Below are 17,539 nucleotides of genomic sequence, written 5' to 3' on the forward strand. Positions count from 1 at the left end.
GCGAGGAATAGGCACCAGATTGCGGGGAACCGGCACCAGTAGAACTAAGAGTCGCTTGCCCGGAGCCTGGGGTCAGATCACCAACCGCGGGCGCGCCACTGGTCGAGGTGAGGACGTTCCGCCCCCAGGGTCGTCTCTGCGCCGTGACCGGGAAGGACACGGGTCTCGTCGGGCAGCTCGGAGAACACTCTCGCCTCGAGATCGTCCATCAGCGATGTGAAGTCCGCGCTGCTCCACGTCTTGCCCGGTCCTCCCGGGAACAGGGAGTCACCGGAGAACAGGATCGTCGCCGGCTGATCACGGCCCGCCTGGGCCTGGCGCGTATCTCCCTTGGCGCGGTCGCGCAGAACGAAGGCCCGTGAACCCGGAGTGTGCCCGCGCAGAGCGATCGCCTTCAGTTCGATGCCGTCGAAGTCAAGTTCGTCGAGGTGCTCCACCGTCCGATCGATCTCGACTCCCACCGCCTCCATGATCGCACCGGCGTCTTCGCTGCCCGCGAGCGCTACCGCCTCGGGGTGGGCCTGCGAGAGTTCGGACAGGGCGCGGATGTGGTCCCAATGCTGATGAGTGGTGATGATCGCCCGCAGGTCAGCGGCGCCGGCCGCGTCCTTCACTCCGGTTGTGATCAGCTCCGCGATGGCGTCAGGATCTGCTGCGGCGTCGATGAGCACCTGGGCTCCGGTCTCGCGGTGGGTGAGGAGATAGACGTTGTTCTCCATCTCGGACACGGAGATCCAGCGGACGACGACAGTGTCGAGTTCGATGATGTTCACCATGCTCCCCTAGTGTACTGAGGCGGATAGGGTCCGGGTTCGACGCCCAGTTCGTGAGCAGCGCGCTGCGGCCAGGCCGGTTCCCGCAGGGCGACCCTGGCCAGGAGGATGACATCGGCCTGCCCCGTGGTGAGAATCGTCTCCGCCTGATCCGGCTCCGTGATCAGGCCCACCGTGCCCGTCGGCACCTCTTCGGCGCGGATCGCCGCCGACAGCGGTACCTGGTACCCGGGCCCGACTGGGATCGAGACCGGCATGTTCCCTCCCGAGGACACATCGACGAGGTCGACGCCTGCCTCGCGCAGGGCACGGGAGACCTCAACCGCCTCGGCGATCTCGAATCCGTCCTGCCGCCATTCGCTGGCCGAGAGCCGCACGATCACAGGCACCGTCTCCCCCACCGCCCGGCGCACCGCCGCGTGGACCTCGTGGAGCAGGCGGGAGCGTCCGGCGAGGTCGCCGCCGTACTCATCGGTGCGGGTGTTCGACAACGGTGAGAGGAACGAGTGGAGGAGATAGCCATGCGCGGCGTGGATCTCGACGGTGTCGAACCCGGCGCCGATGGCCCGCCGGGCGGCGTGCGCGAACGCGGCGACCACCTCGGCGATGTCGTCCTTCGTCATCTCCTCCGGGGGTTCGTAACCGGGATAGGCGATGGGGCTGGCACCGCGGGTCGGCCATCCGCCCTCGGCAGGGGGCACGCTGCCGCGGGGATTGCCGGCGAAAGGGGCATAGGTGCTCGCTTTGCGACCGGCGTGGGCCAGCTGCATCCCGATCGCCGCACCCTGACCGTGGACGAAGTCGACGACTCGCGACCACGCGGCCGCCTGGTCGTCGTTCCACATCCCGGCGTCCTGCGGGGAGATCCGCCCCTCGGGGAGAACCGCGGCCGCCTCGGTGAGGATCAGCCCGAAGCCGCCCTGGGCACGAGCGCCGAGGTGGACGAGATGCCAGTCGCCGGGCACTCCGTCGCGGTTCTCGCAGGAGTACTGGCACATCGGGGCGAGCCAGATGCGGTTCCTGACCGTCAGTTCGCGCAGGGTGATGGGAGAGAAGAGGTGGGTCATAGGGTCATTCTGCCAACTCCGACCGCTGCTCACAGTGCGATGTCGAACACAGGAACAGCGAGCAGGTAGACGGTGACGGTGACGAGCACGATGCCGATGACGTTGAGCCAGACGCCGCCGCGGACCATCTGCGCGATCGTGACGTAGCCGGAGCCGTAGGCGACGGCGTTCGGCGGGGTCGCCACCGGCAGCATGAATGCGCAGGTCGCGGCCAGAGCGACAGGAATCGTGAGCAGGAGCGGATCGAGGTCGAGGCCGAGGGCGACTCCCCCGACGACCGGGACGAAGGTGGCCGCTGTCGCGGTGTTTGACGTCAGTTCGGTGAGGAAGAGGATGATCGCGGCGAAGATCGCGACGATCAGCAGCGTCGGCAGCGCCGCCAGACCCGCCGAGGCGTCACCGATCCATTCCGTCAGTCCCGAGTCGGAGAACTGGGCGGAGAGCGCCAACCCGCCGCCGAAGAGCAGCAGCACACCCCACGGCAGCCTCTCCGCCGTGTCCCAGTCGAGGAGGCGCACCCCGCGTTCGGCGCCGCCGGGGATGAGGAAGAGCAGCAGCCCGACGACCATCGCGATGCCCTCATCGCCGATGGGCGGCTCCTCGAAGATGAGGGGCAGGGAGATCCAGCTGACTGCAGCGAGGACGAACATCGCGAGGACGAGCTTCTCACCGGTCGACATCGGTCCCAGCTTGCGCAGTTCGTCCCTGACGAGCTCGCGACCGCCGGGGATCTCGTCGATCTCGGGTTTGAACAGCACTTTGACGAGCAGGAACCAGGCGATGGCCATCATCACGATCGCCAGCGGAACGCCGACGAGCATCCACTGTCCGAATCCGATCGAGATTTCGTGGTTGTCCTCGAGATAGCCGACGAGGAAGGTGCTCGGAGGCGTTCCGATGATCGTTCCCAGGGACCCGATCGACGCCGCATAGGCGATGCCGAGCATGAGTGCGGTTCCGAAGTTCGACTTGATCACCCGGCCGATGCCGACGGTGTCCTCCTCGACATCGGGATCGGCGTCGGCCATCGCGGTGCCCACGACCTTGCCGACGATCATCAGCACCTAGATCCCGATCGGCAGCATCATCACCGCGGTGGCGGTGTTCGAGACCCACATCGACACGAAGCCGGTCGCGATCATGAAGCCGGCGATCATCGGTCCCGGCTTGTCGCCCATCAGGCTCAGGGTGAACAGCGCGATCCGCTGATGCAGATTCCACCGCTGCATCGCCAGGGCGATGAGGAAGCCACCGAGGAAGAGGAAGATGATGGGGTGTCCGTAGGACGCGCCCACCGCCGACATCTCCACATCGGTGCCGAACACGGGGAAGGCGACCAGGGGCACCAGCGAAGTCGCCGGGATCGGCAGGGCCTCGGTCATCCACCAGCAGGCCATGAGCACGGCCACAGCTGCCGTGAGCTTGACCGCATGGGCGACATCTGCGGGCATCAGGGCGTAGACGGCGGTGGCGAGGATGAGACCGAGGAGGAACCCCAGCCACCGGATCCGCACGGTACTGGTGTCGAAGGCGGGAGCCTTCTCCCCCGGTGAGAGGTGATGGATCTGCGCGGGTGCGGATCTGTCCTGATTCACGGTCGGCTCCTCAGCGAGCAGGGTCTTGGCCAGAGCGTCACCGGGTGCGGTGACGGCGTGCGGTGAGTCTCACCTCTCCGGTGAGTCTCACCACTCTTCGGTGTTCCCACCATAGCCAAGAACCGATCGCTGTGGCGGCTGCAACTGTGCGACAGTGTGACTGGCCGCGACCGCTTCTCTGGACCCTGTTTCTCTAGACCCTGTTTCTCTAGACCCTGTTTCTCTAGACCCTGTTCTCCATTGCCTGTTCCCTGCCCAGGAAATCGTTGATGTGGTCGAAGACGATGTCGGGATGCTCCGCCATCGGCAGGTGCGCGGCATCGGGGATCACGGCGAGTTCGGAACCGGTCACCTGCTTCGACATCTCCGCCATCACCTCGGGCGTGCAGCCGGGATCCTGGGCGCCGGCCATGAACAGGGTCGGCGTGGTGATGGAGCGCAGCCGAGAGCCGAGATCGAACTTCACCAGCGCCCGGCAGCAGGCGATGTAGGCTGTGTCGTCCATCGTGGCTAGGTCGGTGAGGATGAGGGGCCCGGTGGCAATGTCCTCCTCGAGGAAACCGGCGGCGAACCAGCGGTCGGCGGTGTCGTCGAGCTGGCCCTCGGTGCCGTCCTCGGTGACGTCCTTGATCCGCTGAGCCCAGGAGTCCGCAGTGCCGAACCTGGTGTTCGTCGCGCAGGCGACGAGACCGGTGAGCACCTCCGGGTGGTCCAGGGCCAGGGTCAGGCCGATCGCGCCGGAGATCGACACTCCGCAGTAGGCGAACTTCTCCACGCCGTGCTGGGCCATGGACTCGACGAGTCCCGTGGCGAGGTCGCCGATCGTGAAGTCGGCGATGACGTCGAACTCGTTGAAGGTGTGGCCAGGCAGGTCGGAGAGGTAGATCTGGTAGTCGTCGGCCAGTCGGGAGGCGACGGCCGACCACAGGGAGACGCGGGTGCCGAGTGCGCCGCCGAAGACGATGACGGGTGAGCCGGGATTGTCATTGAGGGGGTGGACGGAAATCCGCATGAGAACTCCTCGCGAAGACGATGGGGGTTGGTCGATCGGGAGCTGCCGTCATCAGCCTACCGTCCGACAAGGACAGATAACAGCGCGGACACAGCGATTCGTAGGTCACCGCGTTTCCGTCGATCGCGACCTGATCGCCGTCGAAGATGAACCGTCCCTCGACGAGGCGACCGTTGAACATCGCCTTGCGCCCGCAGCGGCAGATGGTCTTGAGCTCCTCGAGGGTGTGGGCGATCTCGAGGAGCCGGGCAGAGCCCGGGAAGGCCAGTGTGCGGAAGTCGGTGCGGATCCCGTAGCACATGACCGGAACCGCATTGTCGGTGGCGATCCGCATGAGGGAATCGACCTGCGCCGGTTCGAGGAACTGCGCCTCATCGATGAGCAGGCAGGCAACGGGCGCCTTCGGGGTGTCGATGGATTCGAGCAGGGCGTCGTGGTCGACGTAGTCCGCGTGCTCGGCATAGATCGTCTCGACGTCCGCGCCCGGGGGGATGAGGAAATCGACCTCGCGCGTGACGCCGAGCCGCGACACGATCTGATCGGCGCCCTTGGTGTCGATCAGCGGCTTGGCCAGCAGCACTCTCTGGCCCCGTTCCTCGTAGTTGAAGGCAGCCTGGAGCAGAGCAGTCGACTTGCCGGAATTCATCGCCCCGTAGCGGAAATAGAGCTTGGCCACCTTCGTCCTCTCGATCGGGTCAACGCAGGGATCGCCTACGACAGAAGAACAATACCGTGCCCGAATCGGGCCGAATTCGAACTGTAGGATGGGGCTGATAAACCCCAAGACGATGCGGAGCAGTCCATCACCATGGCTAAAATCATCTACACGCGCACGGACGAAGCGCCCCTCCTGGCCACCTACTCGCTCAAGCCGATCATCGAAGCATTCGCCACCTCGGCGGGCGTCGAAGTCGAGACGAGGGACATCTCACTGGCCGCTCGCGTGCTGGCGCAGTTCAACGACCGCCTGCCCGAGGACCAGCAGGTCGCCGACTCCCTGACCGAGCTCGGCGAATTGGCCAAGACGCCTGAGGCCAACATCATCAAGCTGCCCAACATCTCGGCCTCGGTCCCGCAGCTCAAGGCCACGATCGCCGAACTCCAGTCGCAGGGCTACGACCTCCCCGACTACCCGGAGGAGCCTGCCACCGACGAGGAGAAGGACGTCAAGGCGCGCTACGACCGGGTCAAGGGTTCGGCCGTCAACCCGGTCCTGCGCGAGGGCAACTCCGACCGCCGCGCCCCGAAAGCCGTCAAGGAGTTCGCCAAGGCCCACCCGCACTCGATGGGCGAATGGTCGTCGGAGTCGAAGACGAACGTCGCCACGATGGGAGAGCACGACTTCCGCTCGAATGAGAAGTCGGTCATCATCCCCGCCGAGGACACGCTGACGATCCGTCTGCGCACCGAGGGAGGCGAGACCACGGTGCTCAAAGAATCCCTGCCGGTGCTCGCCGGTGAGATCGTCGACGCGACGAAGATGGACGCCGCCGCACTCGACGAGTTCCTCAAGGCTCAGATCAAGCGCGCCAAGGAGGAGGGCGTCCTCTTCTCCGTCCACCTCAAGGCGACCATGATGAAGGTCTCCGACCCCATCCTCTTCGGTCACGTCATCGAAGCGTTCTTCCCCGAGGTCTTCGCCGAGTACGGCGAGGCTCTCACCGAGGCGGGACTGACCCCGGACAACGGCCTGGCCGCCATCCTCGCCGGCCTCGACGACCTGCCCTCCGACGTCGCCGAGGGCGTGCGCGCCGGGATCGAGAAGGGTCTGGCCGAGGGGCCCTCCCTGGCCATGGTGAATTCCGACCAGGGCATCACCAACCTCCATGTGCCCTCCGACGTCATCGTCGACGCCTCGATGCCGGCGATGATCCGCGCCGGCGGCAAGATGTGGAACAAGGACGACAAGACTGAGGACACTCTCGCCGTAATCCCCGACTCCTCCTATGCCGGCATCTACCAGACCGTCATCGACGACTGCCGTGCCAAAGGCGCTTTCGATCCGACGACGATGGGCACCGTGCCCAACGTCGGCCTGATGGCGCAGAAGGCCGAGGAGTACGGCAGCCACGACAAGACCTTCGAGATCGCCGAGGCGGGTGTCATCGAAGTCGTCAACTCTGCGGGCGAGGTTCTGCTCAGCCATGACGTCGCCACGGGCGACGTGTGGCGCGCCTGTCAGACCAAGGACGTGCCCGTGCGCGACTGGGTCAAACTGGCCGTCAACCGCGCCCGCCTCTCCGACACGCCTGCCGTGTTCTGGCTGGATGAGACCCGCGCTCATGATCGCAATGTGCGCGCGAAGGTCGAGGAGTACCTCGGCGAGCATGACACCGAGGGCCTCGACATCCAGATCATGAACCCGGTCGACGCGACCCAGTTCTCAATCGACCGGATCCGCGAGGGCAAGGACACGATCTCCGTGACCGGAAACGTCCTCCGCGACTACAACACCGACTTGTTCCCGATCCTCGAACTGGGCACCTCGGCGAAGATGCTCTCCGTCGTTCCGCTCATCGCCGGAGGCGGACTGTTCGAGACCGGTGCCGGCGGTTCGGCCCCCAAGCACGTCCAGCAGCTCGTCAAGGAGAACCACCTGCGCTGGGACTCCCTCGGCGAGTTCCTCGCGCTGGCGGAGTCGTTCCGCCACGAGTTCAACGTCAACGGAAACGTCCGTGCCGGAGTCCTCGCCGACACCCTCGACGCCGCCACCGGCCGGTTCCTCGAAGAGAACAAGTCGCCTTCCCGCAAGGTCGGCGAGATCGACAACCGCGGCAGCCATTTCTTCCTCGCCCTGTACTGGGCTCAGGAACTGGCGGCTCAGAGCAAGGACTCGGAGCTGGCCGAGGCCGTCGCACCGGTCGCCGCGGAGCTGGAGGAGAAGGCCGACACCATCAACGAGGAGCTCCTCGCGGTTCAGGGCAGCCCTGTCGACCTGGGCGGATACTTCAACCCGGACGAGGACAAGACCCTTGCGGTCATGCGTCCGTCAAGCACGCTCAACGCCATCATCTCCTCCCTGAGCGAGAAGGTCTGAGCGCCGGACGACGAGTCCTGTCTCAGCGCTTCGAACCGACCTCCCGGCCGGCGGCAGGCGAGTCCGTTCTGTAACCGAATAGGACGATTCCACCACTGATCATGGGCCCCATCTGCGATTAGGATGGGGCCCATGAGCACTCATGGCAATCCCCGCGACGAATCCCAGACTCCCGAGGAGCTGCTGGCCGAGACCCAATCCGTCCTCGGCGGCCCACCCGCTCCCGGGGAGGAGCCGACACCGGCGCGAGCCGATGCGGTGGAGAACCGATCCTCCATCGAACAGCCGGTCCCCACTCATCGGACGGGTGAGCAGCATCCAGGCGAGCAGTATGACGATCAGCTCGCCGGTGACCAGCGCGCGGCTGAGAACGCCAAGGCGCCGGGCGGGATGTCGGCAGGCATGTGGCTCTCGCTCATCCTCGGCGCCGTCATCCTCGTCCTGCTGCTCATCTTCATCCTCCAGAACAATGTTCCGGCGAACTTCCAGTACTTCGGCTGGCAGTTCGAACTGCCGTTGGGCGTGGCCATGCTCTTCGCCGCGATCGGCGGCATCTTCATCGCCGGAATCGTCGGCTCGGTGCGCATCTTCATCCTCGGCCGCAGGCTGAAGAAGATCTCCAAGGCAGCGGGAACCGAGCACAGGTGACAATCCCGCCGAACCTCTCCGCACTTCCGCCCGGCTTCGTCGTCCTCCGCTCGGCCCTCGATGACGTCAGTCTCGTCCTCGCCGACACCGCTGCGGACGCTGCCTGGGCACGCACCGATCACTCTGTTCTCACCGAACAGGAGATCAACTACTCCCTCGAGTTCGACCCCGAGCTCGCCACTACGTGGGCAGCGGGCCGAGTCGTCCTCCGTCACGTCCTCGGCAGTGTGCTCGACTGTGACCCGGGGTCGATCGAAATTCGTCTTGACATCGCCGGCAAGCCGAGAGTCACCGACTGCGAGTTCTCCGTCACCCGTGCCCAGCGCCTGGTGCTGGTGGCGGTGGCAGCGGATCCCGTGGGCGTCGACCTCGAGGCGATCCCCGAGGACTCGGTCGCCGCAGAGGCGGCAGCGCTCCTCCACTCCCGTGAGCGGGACGAGCTGGCACAGCTGGAGGGCCGCGAGCTCGCGGAGAGCTTCGTGCGGGTCTGGGCCCGGAAGGAGGCCTTCCTCAAAGCTCTGAGCACGGGGTTGGCCCGCGACCCGGGCATGGATTACATCGGCGCCGCCGGCTCTCCGCAGTCACCCCACCCGGACGTCGACATCGTCGATGTCGTCAATGGGATTCCCGCGGGCTACTCAGCGGCGCTGGCCGTCAACCGCTGAGTTCGTGTCGGTCGTCGGCCCACGCTGTCGTCGTCGGTGGGCCGTCGCCGGCGGCCCGACTCTCAGTCGGCGCCTGTCCGATCGTCGTCGCCGAAGTCTGGGCCGTTCGCCCCTGTGGTGAAGGCGATCGCGACTCCCAACGACCCCAGTGAGAGAAGCCCGAAGAACACGTACCCCGCTCCCGGGTTGTCGCTCAGGGCGAGAACGGTCCCGACGAACGCGGCGACCACGGCGAGGGCGTCGAATGCTAACAGCACCCTGATCTGGCGCCTCTCCGCCTTGCTCACCCCATAGGAGATCTCGGTCGCTCCACTGAGGAACAGAAGCACGATGGCGGAGATGACGAGCCACCTCGGCGAGCCGAAGAAGCCTTCGAGGTCGGGCAGCCAGATGCAGAAGGCGGAGGCCAGGAGCATCTTGAACACACCGTCAGCGATGAAACCGAACTTGAGCATGGCCCGATCCTAGTCCGCTGCCTCCTCCGACGCCGCCGCTTCCCCCAACCTCGCCGCCTCCTCCGCCGACGCCGTCAGCCGTTGCACCGTGCGCAGGGCCTGACGCAGCACGGGCGCCTCGACGTTCGAGTGGGCCAGAACGATTCCATGTCGGACATCGCTGTCGCCGCTCCAGCCTGCAGCCAGCGAGGCGACAAGGATCCCCCGGGCAGCCAACTCGGCGCGCAGTCGCCGGGCATCGTGCTCGTCGGTTTCGATGACGAGGGTGCGCCCCTCGTGGACGAGGCCGCGGATCTCACCGACCTCGGCCAGCACCGCCTCGGCGGCCCGCAGCCGACGACGACCACGCGAGATCCGACGACGCAGGCCCCCGGAGCTGAGGTAGGAGGCGATCGCGGTCTGCATGACCGGCGAGAACGCCGGACCCAACGCCGTGCGGGTGCGTGCGAGCCGCTCAGTGACCGGGCCGTGGGCGATGAGGTAGCCGGTGGAGACCGCCGAGGTGAGCAGGGTCGAGAACGTCCCGACGTGGACGACCTGCGCGCCGACGCCCAAGGAGACGGCGAGGTCGTAGAGCGTGGGCACGACGGTGCGCCGGTAGCGGGCCTCGCTGTCGTAGTCGTCCTCGATGACCAGCACGTCGTTCTCGGCGGCCCATCCCAGCAGCCGCACCCGGCGGTCGACGGGGAGGGTCGTGCCGTGCGGGAACTGGTGATTGGGGGTGACGACGACAGCACCGACGAGGGGCGCGATGCGGTCGAGTTCGGATTCGTCGAGCCCGGCCGAGACGTCGAAGGGGACGAGCTCGCGATCGGTCATCGCCTGCCGCAGTCCGGGAAAGCCGGGGTTCTCGACCCCGATCGCTCCCTCGAGGCCCGAGGTGAACAGGAGCCTGATCCCGTCACGCGAGCCGCTCGTGAGGATGACGTCATCGGGTTCGACCTTGGTCCCCCGCAGCAGGCGCAGATGCTCGGCGATCGCCCATCGGGCCCCCGGCTGACCGAGAGGGTCGACCGGCCCCGGATCCGTGTCGAGGGAATCCCTCCAGGCCCGGCGGAATGCCGGTTCCCGCAAGGGATTGTCGCCGCCGAAGCCCGGACGCAGGTCGACGACATGCTGCGGAGGCCGTCTCGGCACGGCGGGGGGCTGCCGTCTGCGGCTGCGCTCTCCGAGCGCCGGTGGGAGGTCGGGGTTGACCCGGGTCGCCGAACGCTCGCGGGACACCAGATACCCCTCGACGCCGAGCTGGGCGTAAGCCGTCTCGACGGTGCCGCGGGAGATCCCGAGGTGCGCCGACATCCTCCTGCTCGAGGGGACAGGTTCGTCGGGGTGGAGGACGCCTGTCGAGATGAGGCGGCGGAACACGGCCACGAGCTGATCCGGGAGCGGCATCGCGGAACCGCGGTCGATCTCGATGGGCAGCGAGATTCCGGCGGCACGCGGCATCGGAGAGGACTCGATGGACATACGATCAGTCTACTGGCTCAAAATAGTGCTCGAATTCTGGCACTGTGGTTGAGCCACATGGAGCCATAACCTGGGTGGAGACCACACACCCCGCGGCCGCAGTCGAATGACGGTTGCAGCCGCACGAAGATTAAGGCACCCCTATGACCGAAGCGCAGACCCTGCTCAACACCGGACTGGCCCAGATGCTCAAGGGCGGCGTCATCATGGACGTCGTCACTCCCGAACAGGCGAAGATCGCCGAGGCCTCCGGCGCCAGCGCAGTGATGGCGCTCGAGCGGGTTCCCGCCGACATCCGCGCCCAGGGCGGCGTGGCCCGGATGAGCGACCCGGACCTCATCGATTCGATCATCAACTCGGTCTCGATCCCTGTCATGGCGAAGGCCCGCATCGGCCACTTCGTCGAGGCGCAGATCCTCGAGACCCTCGGCGTCGACTACATCGACGAGTCCGAGGTCCTCTCCCCCGCCGACTACGTCAACCACATCGACAAATCCGTATTCAAGGTTCCCTTCGTCTGCGGTGCGACCAACCTCGGCGAGGCCCTGCGCCGGATCACCGAGGGCGCATCGATGATCCGCTCGAAGGGCGAAGCCGGCACCGGCGACGTCTCCGAGGCGATGCGCCACCTGCGCACCATCAATGGTGAGATCCGGGCGCTGGGCGCCAAGAGCGAGGACGAGCTCTATGTCGCCGCCAAGGAGATCGCAGCACCGTATCACCTGGTCAAGCAGGTCGCGAGCCTTGGCCGCCTGCCTGTCGTGACCTTCGTCGCCGGCGGAATCGCCACCCCGGCCGACGCCGCCATGATGATGCAGCTGGGCGCCGACGGCGTCTTCGTCGGCTCCGGCATCTTCAAGTCCGGCAACCCTGAGGCCCGCGCCAAGGCCATCGTCGAGGCGACCACCCACTACGACGATCCCGAAGCCGTGGCGAAGGCGTCACGCGGCCTCGGCGATGCGATGGTCGGCATCAACGTCGCGGACCTGCCCGCACCCCACCGCCTGGCCGAGCGCGGATGGTGACGGTCGGCGTCCTCAGTCTCCAGGGAGCATTCCGCGAGCACGTGAGCGTGCTCCGCTCCCTGGGGGCTCAGACCCGCAAGGTCACCCGCCCCGAACACCTCGAGGGCCTCGACTCGATCGTCCTGCCGGGCGGCGAGTCGTCGGCGATGGTCCGCATCGCCGCGAACGTCGGGCTCTTCCCCGTGCTCTCCCAGCGCATCCGCGACGGATTGCCGACCTTCGGCACTTGCGCGGGTCTCATCCTGCTGGCCGAGCGGCTCACGGACGAAACGCTGGACGGCTACGGCCGCCTCGGCGGTCTCGGCATCACGGTGGCGCGAAACGCCTACGGCTCCCAGCGGGAATCGTTCGTCGCGCCGCTGACGGTGACAGGTCTTGACGGGGACTTCCACGGAACCTTCATCCGTGCCCCGCAGATCGTCGACGCGGGCGACGCCGAGGTGCTCGCCTCCCACGCGGGTCTGCCCGTGCTCGTGCGCTCCGGCAACGTCTGGGGCGGCAGCTTCCATCCCGAACTGGGTCCGGACACCCGGATTCACGAACTGTTCCTGCAGACCGTGGGCGTGACTGTGTGAAGATGGAGGCTATGACCTCCGACACAGTTCAGCAGATCAAAGCCGGCTACACCTTCGATTCGCCCACCTTGGAGCTCGGTGTCGTCCTCGACAGCGACACACCGGTCAAGGACGTGCCCATCGGCATCCCTCTGTCGATGCTCAACCGTCACGGCCTCATCGCCGGCGCCACTGGCACAGGTAAGACCGTCACGCTCCAGGTGCTCGCCGAGCAGCTCTCACGCGCCGGCGTCCCGGTGTTCGCCTCCGACATCAAAGGCGACCTGTCGGGCGTCGGCGCGCCGGGTGTGGCCTCGGACAAGCTGAACAAGCGCCTCGAGGCGGCCGGTCAGGAATGGACCGCCTCGGCGAATCCGACCGAGTTCTACACGCTCGGCGATTCCGGGCTCGGCACACCCCTGCGCGCCACGGTGACCTCGTTCGGACCGATCCTGCTGTCGAAGGTCCTCGAGCTCAACGACACTCAGGAATCCGTCCTCGCGCTCGTCTTCCACTACGCGGACAAGGCCGGCCTGGCCCTGCTCGACCTCAGCGATCTGCGCGAAGTCCTCAATTTCCTCACCTCCGCGGAGGGCAAGGAAGACCTCGCCGGCATCGGCGGGGCGTCGAAGGCCAGCGTCGGGGTGATCCTGCGCAAGATCTCCGAACTCTCCGCACAAGGCGGGGACATCTTCTTCGGCGAACCGGAGTTCGACACCGCGGATCTGCTCCGGGTCGACGACGCCGGGGCCGGCATCGTCTCCGTCCTCGAGCTGCAGAAGCTCAGCCAATCCCCTGCCCTGTTCTCGACGTTCCTCATGTGGCTGCTCGCGGACCTGTTCCAGGACCTGCCCGAGGTCGGCGATGCGGACAAACCCTCCCTCGTGTTCTTCTTCGACGAGGCGCATCTGCTCTTCGCCGATGCGTCGAAGGCGTTCCTCCAGTCGGTGACGCAGACGGTGCGGCTGATCCGGTCGAAGGGAGTGGGCGTCTTCTTCGTCACGCAGACTCCGGGAGACGTTCCCGACGACGTGCTCGCCCAGCTCGGCTCGCGCATCCAACACCAGCTGCGCGCCCACACCCCGAACGACGCGAAGGCGCTCAAGGCCACGGTGCAGACGTTCCCGAAGTCCGACTTCGACCTCGAGGAGCTGCTGACCACGCTCGGCATCGGTGAGGCCGTGGTGACCGTGATGGATCCCGAGGGCGCGCCGACTCCCGTCGCGCCGACTCGAATGCGGGCGCCGGAGTCGAAGATCGGCCCGATGGGCGAGGACGAGGTCCGCGCCGCAGTCAAGACGTCCGCGCAGTTCGCGAAATACGGAGAGGCCGTCGACCGGGAGTCCGCGCGGGAGATCCTCGCGGCCAGGCTCGAGAAGGGCTCGACCACCGCCGAGGCGGAACAGCCCGCGGAGGGTGCCCCGGGGACGACTGGCGGCAGTTCGACGAGTGGTGGGTCGACAGATGATGGGTCGACGAGGACGTCGAAAGTCGAGTTCCCGGAGGACTCAGCGCCGCGGTCGGAGCCCCGCGGGAAGAAGGACGAGGAGAACATCTTCTCCCAAGTCGTCAAATCCTCGGCGTTCAAGCAGTTCACCCGCACGGCGGCGCGGGAGATCGCACGCGGTCTCTTCGGCACGTCGCGTCGCCGCCGGTAGGGGTCACCGTTCGGCAGAGACTCAGAATCTGGGCACGATGAGCAGGAGCCTGTCCGCGCCTGCCCGCACATTGAGCTCACGGCAGGCCCCGATGCTGTCACCGTCGAGATGCAGCGGTGCTGCTTCGTCGAGAGTGATCCGCAGCTCCGTCCCCGTCCAGTAGTGCATGGCCGGGTTCCGCTCGGGGGCACCGGCGAGGCTGTCGAGAGCGATCCCCGCCCATCCCCGAAGGCGCTGCGAGGCCGCCAGCGCCTTCGGGACTACGGTTTCATGTTCAGCCGTGGGCCGGCGTGCGCTCGCGCGCTTCTGTTCAGCGCCGTTCTCAAGGCTGACGGCGAGGAACTCGAATTCCTCAGCGGTCGCCTCGGCGCGAGGAAAGACCGCGGTCGGACCTGCCGGGTGCGACACCTTCGACGCCATGATCGACCAGCAGCGCGATGAGGATATCGCCGCAGCCTGCGCAGCGGTGATCACAGCATGAACTCCCGGAGAGAAGAGCGCGCTCAGCGCGCCCCACAGGTAGCCGGCGACTCCGGGAACCCTGTGCTTCCCGGCGACCGCCTCGGCGTCTCCGCCGATCCCGGCCATCGAGACGAACACCTCACGTCGACTATTGCCTGCGGCGTCAACGTACTCAGCTTCGTTTACGGGCACTTCGACCATGTCTACGCCGAGGTGGTGGCGGCGCAGGTGGCGGGCCAGGACGTTCGCGGTGCCGGTGGGCACGATGAGCACAGGCACCCCGGTGCCGGCGAGTTCCGGAGCGATGGCGCGCACTGTTCCGTCGCCCCCGACCACGATCAGGACGTCCGCGCCCCAATCGAGGAGTTCGCCCGCCTGCTGCCTGCCCGGCCAGGCGCGAGTCGTGGTCGCGGTTCGATACCTCACGGTCTCGGACTTCACAGCTTCGGGCTTCGCAGGTGCTGGACTCAACTCACCGGCGGTCGTCGCAACCTCCGACCTCGCAGCGCGCGACCGCAGTTGCCGGGACAGCACCGTGTAAACCCAGGCGCTGCGATGATGGCGCGGATTGACGATGATTCCGAAACGCACGATTTCCTCAGACTCGCACGAATGCCGGGTGGCGTCGTGCCGTCTCCTCCGCCAAGCCGACGTCGACGACTTCCCCGTCCAGGGGCTCGACGAGGATCGGCGGACCGGACTTCCGCGGGCTCCTCTTCCAGGTGGCGCGGACGGTGGCGTCCTGGATGAGGGTGTTCTTGAACATGCCGTTGCCGCCGGGGACGACTGCCTTCTCATGCATCGGGTCGAGGGTGAAGCTACGGTCCTTGTAGCCGAGAATGAGCTCGTCGAAACCGGGAAGCAGGAACAGTCCCCGCGCTGCTTCGCCATGCTCGGCGAGGCGGTCGTCGAGGTCAGGAGCGTGGAAGTACTCCCGTTCCCGGATCGTCGTGCGCACGATGTCTCCCTGGTCGACGCCGGTCTCGATCGCCGCGCGGCATTGCCCCTTCGGCAGTCCGGTCCACCTGGCGGCGTCATCGAGAGTCACCGGGCCATGGCTGAGGACGTAGCGCCGCAGCCACTCGCAGAGGGCTTCGTCGTGGTCGAGCCGGACGGGGGCGGAGATCCAGGTGGAGCTGAGCGCGAATCTCTGTTCGTCCTTGCCCTCGACGAAGGGACCCTGGACGATGATGCCCCGCATCGACAGCGTGGTCAGCAGGTAGCGCTGGCGCCCGTATTCCTCGCCCTCGCGACCGCCGGCGGTGATGGGCTGGAGAGCCTCGAGGAGTTCGTCGCGGGTGAGGGGTCCGCGTTCCGTGATGGAGGTGTCTGCGATTTCAGCGGCCGACTCAAGCATCGCCTCGTCGACGCCGAAGTGGTCGCGTCGTCTGGCATCGGAGCGCATGATGCGTTCAGCGGTGAGTCCGAGGATCCAGCCGACATCCTCGGCCGGGGCGAAGTGGATGGTGCCGCGCTGTGTCCATGTGCGCACGATCTGACCGCGGTCGAACGCCGCACGCACTTCGTCGAGAGACCCATGACCGCTCCGGAGGGCGATTGAGACGAGGGCACCGCCCAGCGCCTGCGCCTGCATGCATCCCAAGGATCGCACCACCTCGGCGGGGCTCGTCCCCTCTGTCGGCACGAGTCCGAGCGAAAGCATCCGAGCAGCCGAGACCTGTTGGGCATCCATGGCACCAATCTAGTTCAGGTGCCGCGGTGATCGGCGAAGGATCGGGACTGAGTCGACTGAGGTGCGGAAGTGCTCAGCCGAGGATGTCGATGAGCCCGGGCACGGCAAGGCGTGGCAGCACGCCGAGGTGGGCGAACCTGCCCCAGATCGAGCGCAGCTCAGGCCCCGCCAGGCCGGCCATCTCGCCATAGTCGAGGAAGGTCTGCCGCCAGACGTCGCCGGGGAAGATGAGCGGAAGGTCACCGGAGTGGGCGGCGTCGAAGAAGCTGCCGTCACCGCGGGAGACGATGAGAAGCCGGGCGCCCTGCCCACCGGCCATGCGGTGCCGGTCGTAGAACTCCTTGCCCGCGCGGGTGTAGACCGCCGAGGTGATTCCGGAGATGAGGGATTCGACCATCGGCAGGGTGATGTGTCCGTGGTGGAGTCGGCGCAGGGCGGGCACGAAGCCCGCGAAGAAGGCGATCTCCCGTTCGGTGCGGGTCATGAGGATGTCGTACTTCCGGGCAGCGCGCGACCAGGCGTCTGAGGTTTCGGACTTGGAAGGCAGGGGGTAGGCGCCGTAGTGGACGCCGAAGCACATCCCGGCATGGAGACCACCGACGAGGGCTGCCTTGTGGACTTCCTCCTGGGCCTTGAGGATGTTTTCGATGTCGGCATCGGGGTCGATTCTGCGAGCGACCTTCGCCATCGCCCAGTTCATCGATTCGGTTCCGCCGGACAGTCCCAGCGGCGGCGATGCCATGATCACGCGCGAGAACAGACCGTCGGTCGCCTCGGCGATCATCAGATGCGCGCACGCATCCGCACCCGCACTCTGTCCGGCAATGGCGACGTTATTCGGGTCTCCCCCGAACGCGGCGATATTGCGTTGAACCCAGCGCAGAGCGGAGATCTGGTCGAGCAGGCCGAGGTTTGAATGCTCCGGCTTGCCCGTGCCGAGGTATCCGAGCACCCCGAGGCGGTAGGTGACCGAGACGACGATGAGCTTCTGCTCCTCCACGAGGGCGCGGGGGTCGTAGATCTCGGCGTCTCCGGCGCCGGCGACATAGGCACCGCCATGGATCCAGACGAGGACCGGCAGGATCGGACCGTCCTGAGAGGGTTCCGGATCGAGCGGTATCGTCACGCTCACGCGCAGGCAGTCCTCGCTCATCGCCAGATCGCCGATCTGGTCGAAGCTCATCTCCGCGTTCGGGTCGCGTTTCGGCTGCGGGCATGCCGGTCCAGGGCCGAGCCCGTCGATGCAGGCGGAGGAACTTTCGTCGACCGGCGGCTGGAAACGCTGCGCTCGGGCGTAGCGAATTCCCCGTGCGCGGATCACCTGGCCGTCGCGGTAGGCTCGGACCCTCCCGCACGGGGCATCGATGTCCCGCCAGGCGTCCATGTGACTACTTGGAGGGTTCGACCGGGGGTTCGGCTGACCAGGGG

15 protein-coding genes and 1 pseudogene are annotated in these 17,539 nt (G+C 66.8%); 6 read left to right on the forward strand and 10 right to left on the reverse strand.

Features of this window, described 5'->3' with window-relative positions; translation table 11 throughout:
- Positions 1 to 77 precede the first annotated feature (77 nt).
- From RIT73_RS08760 to RIT73_RS08780, 5 genes and pseudogenes are all read right to left on the reverse strand, one after another.
- Positions 78 to 776, reverse strand: a complete 699-nt coding sequence (locus RIT73_RS08760; protein WP_309131688.1) for an MBL fold metallo-hydrolase — start codon at positions 774 to 776, stop codon at positions 78 to 80.
- A complete protein-coding gene (locus RIT73_RS08765; RefSeq protein WP_309131689.1) occupies positions 770 to 1,840 on the reverse strand; it encodes an NADH:flavin oxidoreductase/NADH oxidase in 1,071 nt (356 codons plus the stop codon). The genes RIT73_RS08760 and RIT73_RS08765 overlap by 7 nt, the downstream gene beginning before the upstream one ends.
- Positions 1,841 to 1,869: 29 nt before the next feature.
- A pseudogene (locus tag RIT73_RS08770) lies at positions 1,870 to 3,435 on the reverse strand (SLC13 family permease).
- 223 nt (positions 3,436 to 3,658) lie between these two features.
- On the reverse strand, positions 3,659 to 4,447 hold the full coding sequence (locus tag RIT73_RS08775; RefSeq protein ID WP_309131690.1) for an alpha/beta fold hydrolase: 789 nt from the start codon (positions 4,445 to 4,447) through the stop codon (positions 3,659 to 3,661).
- Positions 4,419 to 5,123, reverse strand: a complete 705-nt coding sequence (locus RIT73_RS08780; protein ID WP_309131691.1) for a thymidine kinase — start codon at positions 5,121 to 5,123, stop codon at positions 4,419 to 4,421. Before RIT73_RS08780 ends, RIT73_RS08775 begins: the two co-directional genes overlap by 29 nt.
- A 132-nt stretch (positions 5,124 to 5,255) precedes the next feature.
- Between RIT73_RS08780 and RIT73_RS08785 the strand changes: the two genes are divergently transcribed.
- From RIT73_RS08785 to RIT73_RS08795, 3 genes are all read left to right on the forward strand, one after another.
- Positions 5,256 to 7,484, forward strand: coding sequence for an NADP-dependent isocitrate dehydrogenase (locus RIT73_RS08785; protein WP_309131692.1), 2,229 nt, complete (start codon positions 5,256 to 5,258; stop codon positions 7,482 to 7,484).
- A 132-nt stretch (positions 7,485 to 7,616) separates the two neighbouring features.
- The gene (locus RIT73_RS08790; protein ID WP_309131693.1) at positions 7,617 to 8,132 is read left to right on the forward strand and encodes a lipopolysaccharide assembly protein LapA domain-containing protein; all 516 of its coding nucleotides are present in this window, start codon (positions 7,617 to 7,619) and stop codon (positions 8,130 to 8,132) included.
- On the forward strand, positions 8,129 to 8,797 hold the full coding sequence (locus tag RIT73_RS08795; protein WP_309131694.1) for a 4'-phosphopantetheinyl transferase superfamily protein: 669 nt from the start codon (positions 8,129 to 8,131) through the stop codon (positions 8,795 to 8,797). Before RIT73_RS08790 ends, RIT73_RS08795 begins: the two co-directional genes overlap by 4 nt.
- Before the next feature lie 62 nt (positions 8,798 to 8,859).
- Here the strand turns inward: RIT73_RS08795 and RIT73_RS08800 are convergent, their stop codons facing one another.
- Positions 8,860 to 9,252: a hypothetical protein gene (locus tag RIT73_RS08800; RefSeq protein ID WP_309131695.1), complete on the reverse strand. Its 393-nt coding sequence runs from the start codon at positions 9,250 to 9,252 to the stop codon at positions 8,860 to 8,862.
- 9 nt (positions 9,253 to 9,261) lie between these two features.
- A complete protein-coding gene (locus tag RIT73_RS08805) occupies positions 9,262 to 10,719 on the reverse strand; it encodes a PLP-dependent aminotransferase family protein (RefSeq protein ID WP_309131696.1) in 1,458 nt (485 codons plus the stop codon).
- A gap of 143 nt (positions 10,720 to 10,862) precedes the next feature.
- On the opposite strand from RIT73_RS08805, the gene pdxS reads away from it, so the two are divergent.
- From pdxS to RIT73_RS08820, 3 genes are read left to right on the forward strand one after another with little or no spacing between them, the layout of a single operon-like run.
- The gene (gene pdxS / locus RIT73_RS08810; protein ID WP_309131697.1) at positions 10,863 to 11,744 is read left to right on the forward strand and encodes a pyridoxal 5'-phosphate synthase lyase subunit PdxS; all 882 of its coding nucleotides are present in this window, start codon (positions 10,863 to 10,865) and stop codon (positions 11,742 to 11,744) included.
- Positions 11,745 to 11,785: 41 nt separating this feature from the next.
- Positions 11,786 to 12,319 (forward strand): pyridoxal 5'-phosphate synthase glutaminase subunit PdxT, encoded by a 534-nt coding sequence (pdxT, locus tag RIT73_RS08815; protein WP_375294988.1) that lies wholly within the window; start codon positions 11,786 to 11,788, stop codon positions 12,317 to 12,319.
- Between the two features lie 11 nt (positions 12,320 to 12,330).
- On the forward strand, positions 12,331 to 13,956 hold the full coding sequence (locus RIT73_RS08820) for a helicase HerA-like domain-containing protein (protein WP_309131699.1): 1,626 nt from the start codon (positions 12,331 to 12,333) through the stop codon (positions 13,954 to 13,956).
- A 21-nt stretch (positions 13,957 to 13,977) separates the two neighbouring features.
- On the opposite strand, the gene RIT73_RS08825 is transcribed toward RIT73_RS08820, so the two are convergent.
- The 3 genes from RIT73_RS08825 to RIT73_RS08835 form a co-directional block, all read right to left on the reverse strand.
- The gene (locus RIT73_RS08825) at positions 13,978 to 15,009 is read right to left on the reverse strand and encodes a diacylglycerol kinase family protein (RefSeq protein WP_309131700.1); all 1,032 of its coding nucleotides are present in this window, start codon (positions 15,007 to 15,009) and stop codon (positions 13,978 to 13,980) included.
- Between the two features lie 7 nt (positions 15,010 to 15,016).
- Positions 15,017 to 16,111 carry a winged helix DNA-binding domain-containing protein gene (locus RIT73_RS08830; protein WP_309131701.1) on the reverse strand — a complete coding sequence of 365 codons (1,095 nt, stop codon included), beginning with the start codon at positions 16,109 to 16,111 and terminating at the stop codon, positions 15,017 to 15,019.
- A 73-nt stretch (positions 16,112 to 16,184) separates the two neighbouring features.
- Positions 16,185 to 17,539: carboxylesterase family protein (locus RIT73_RS08835; RefSeq protein ID WP_309131702.1), on the reverse strand; the 1,355-nt coding region annotated here is incomplete at its 5' end.

This window comes from Brevibacterium sp. (assembly GCF_031179145.1).
GTDB lineage: Bacteria > Actinomycetota > Actinomycetes > Actinomycetales > Brevibacteriaceae > Brevibacterium.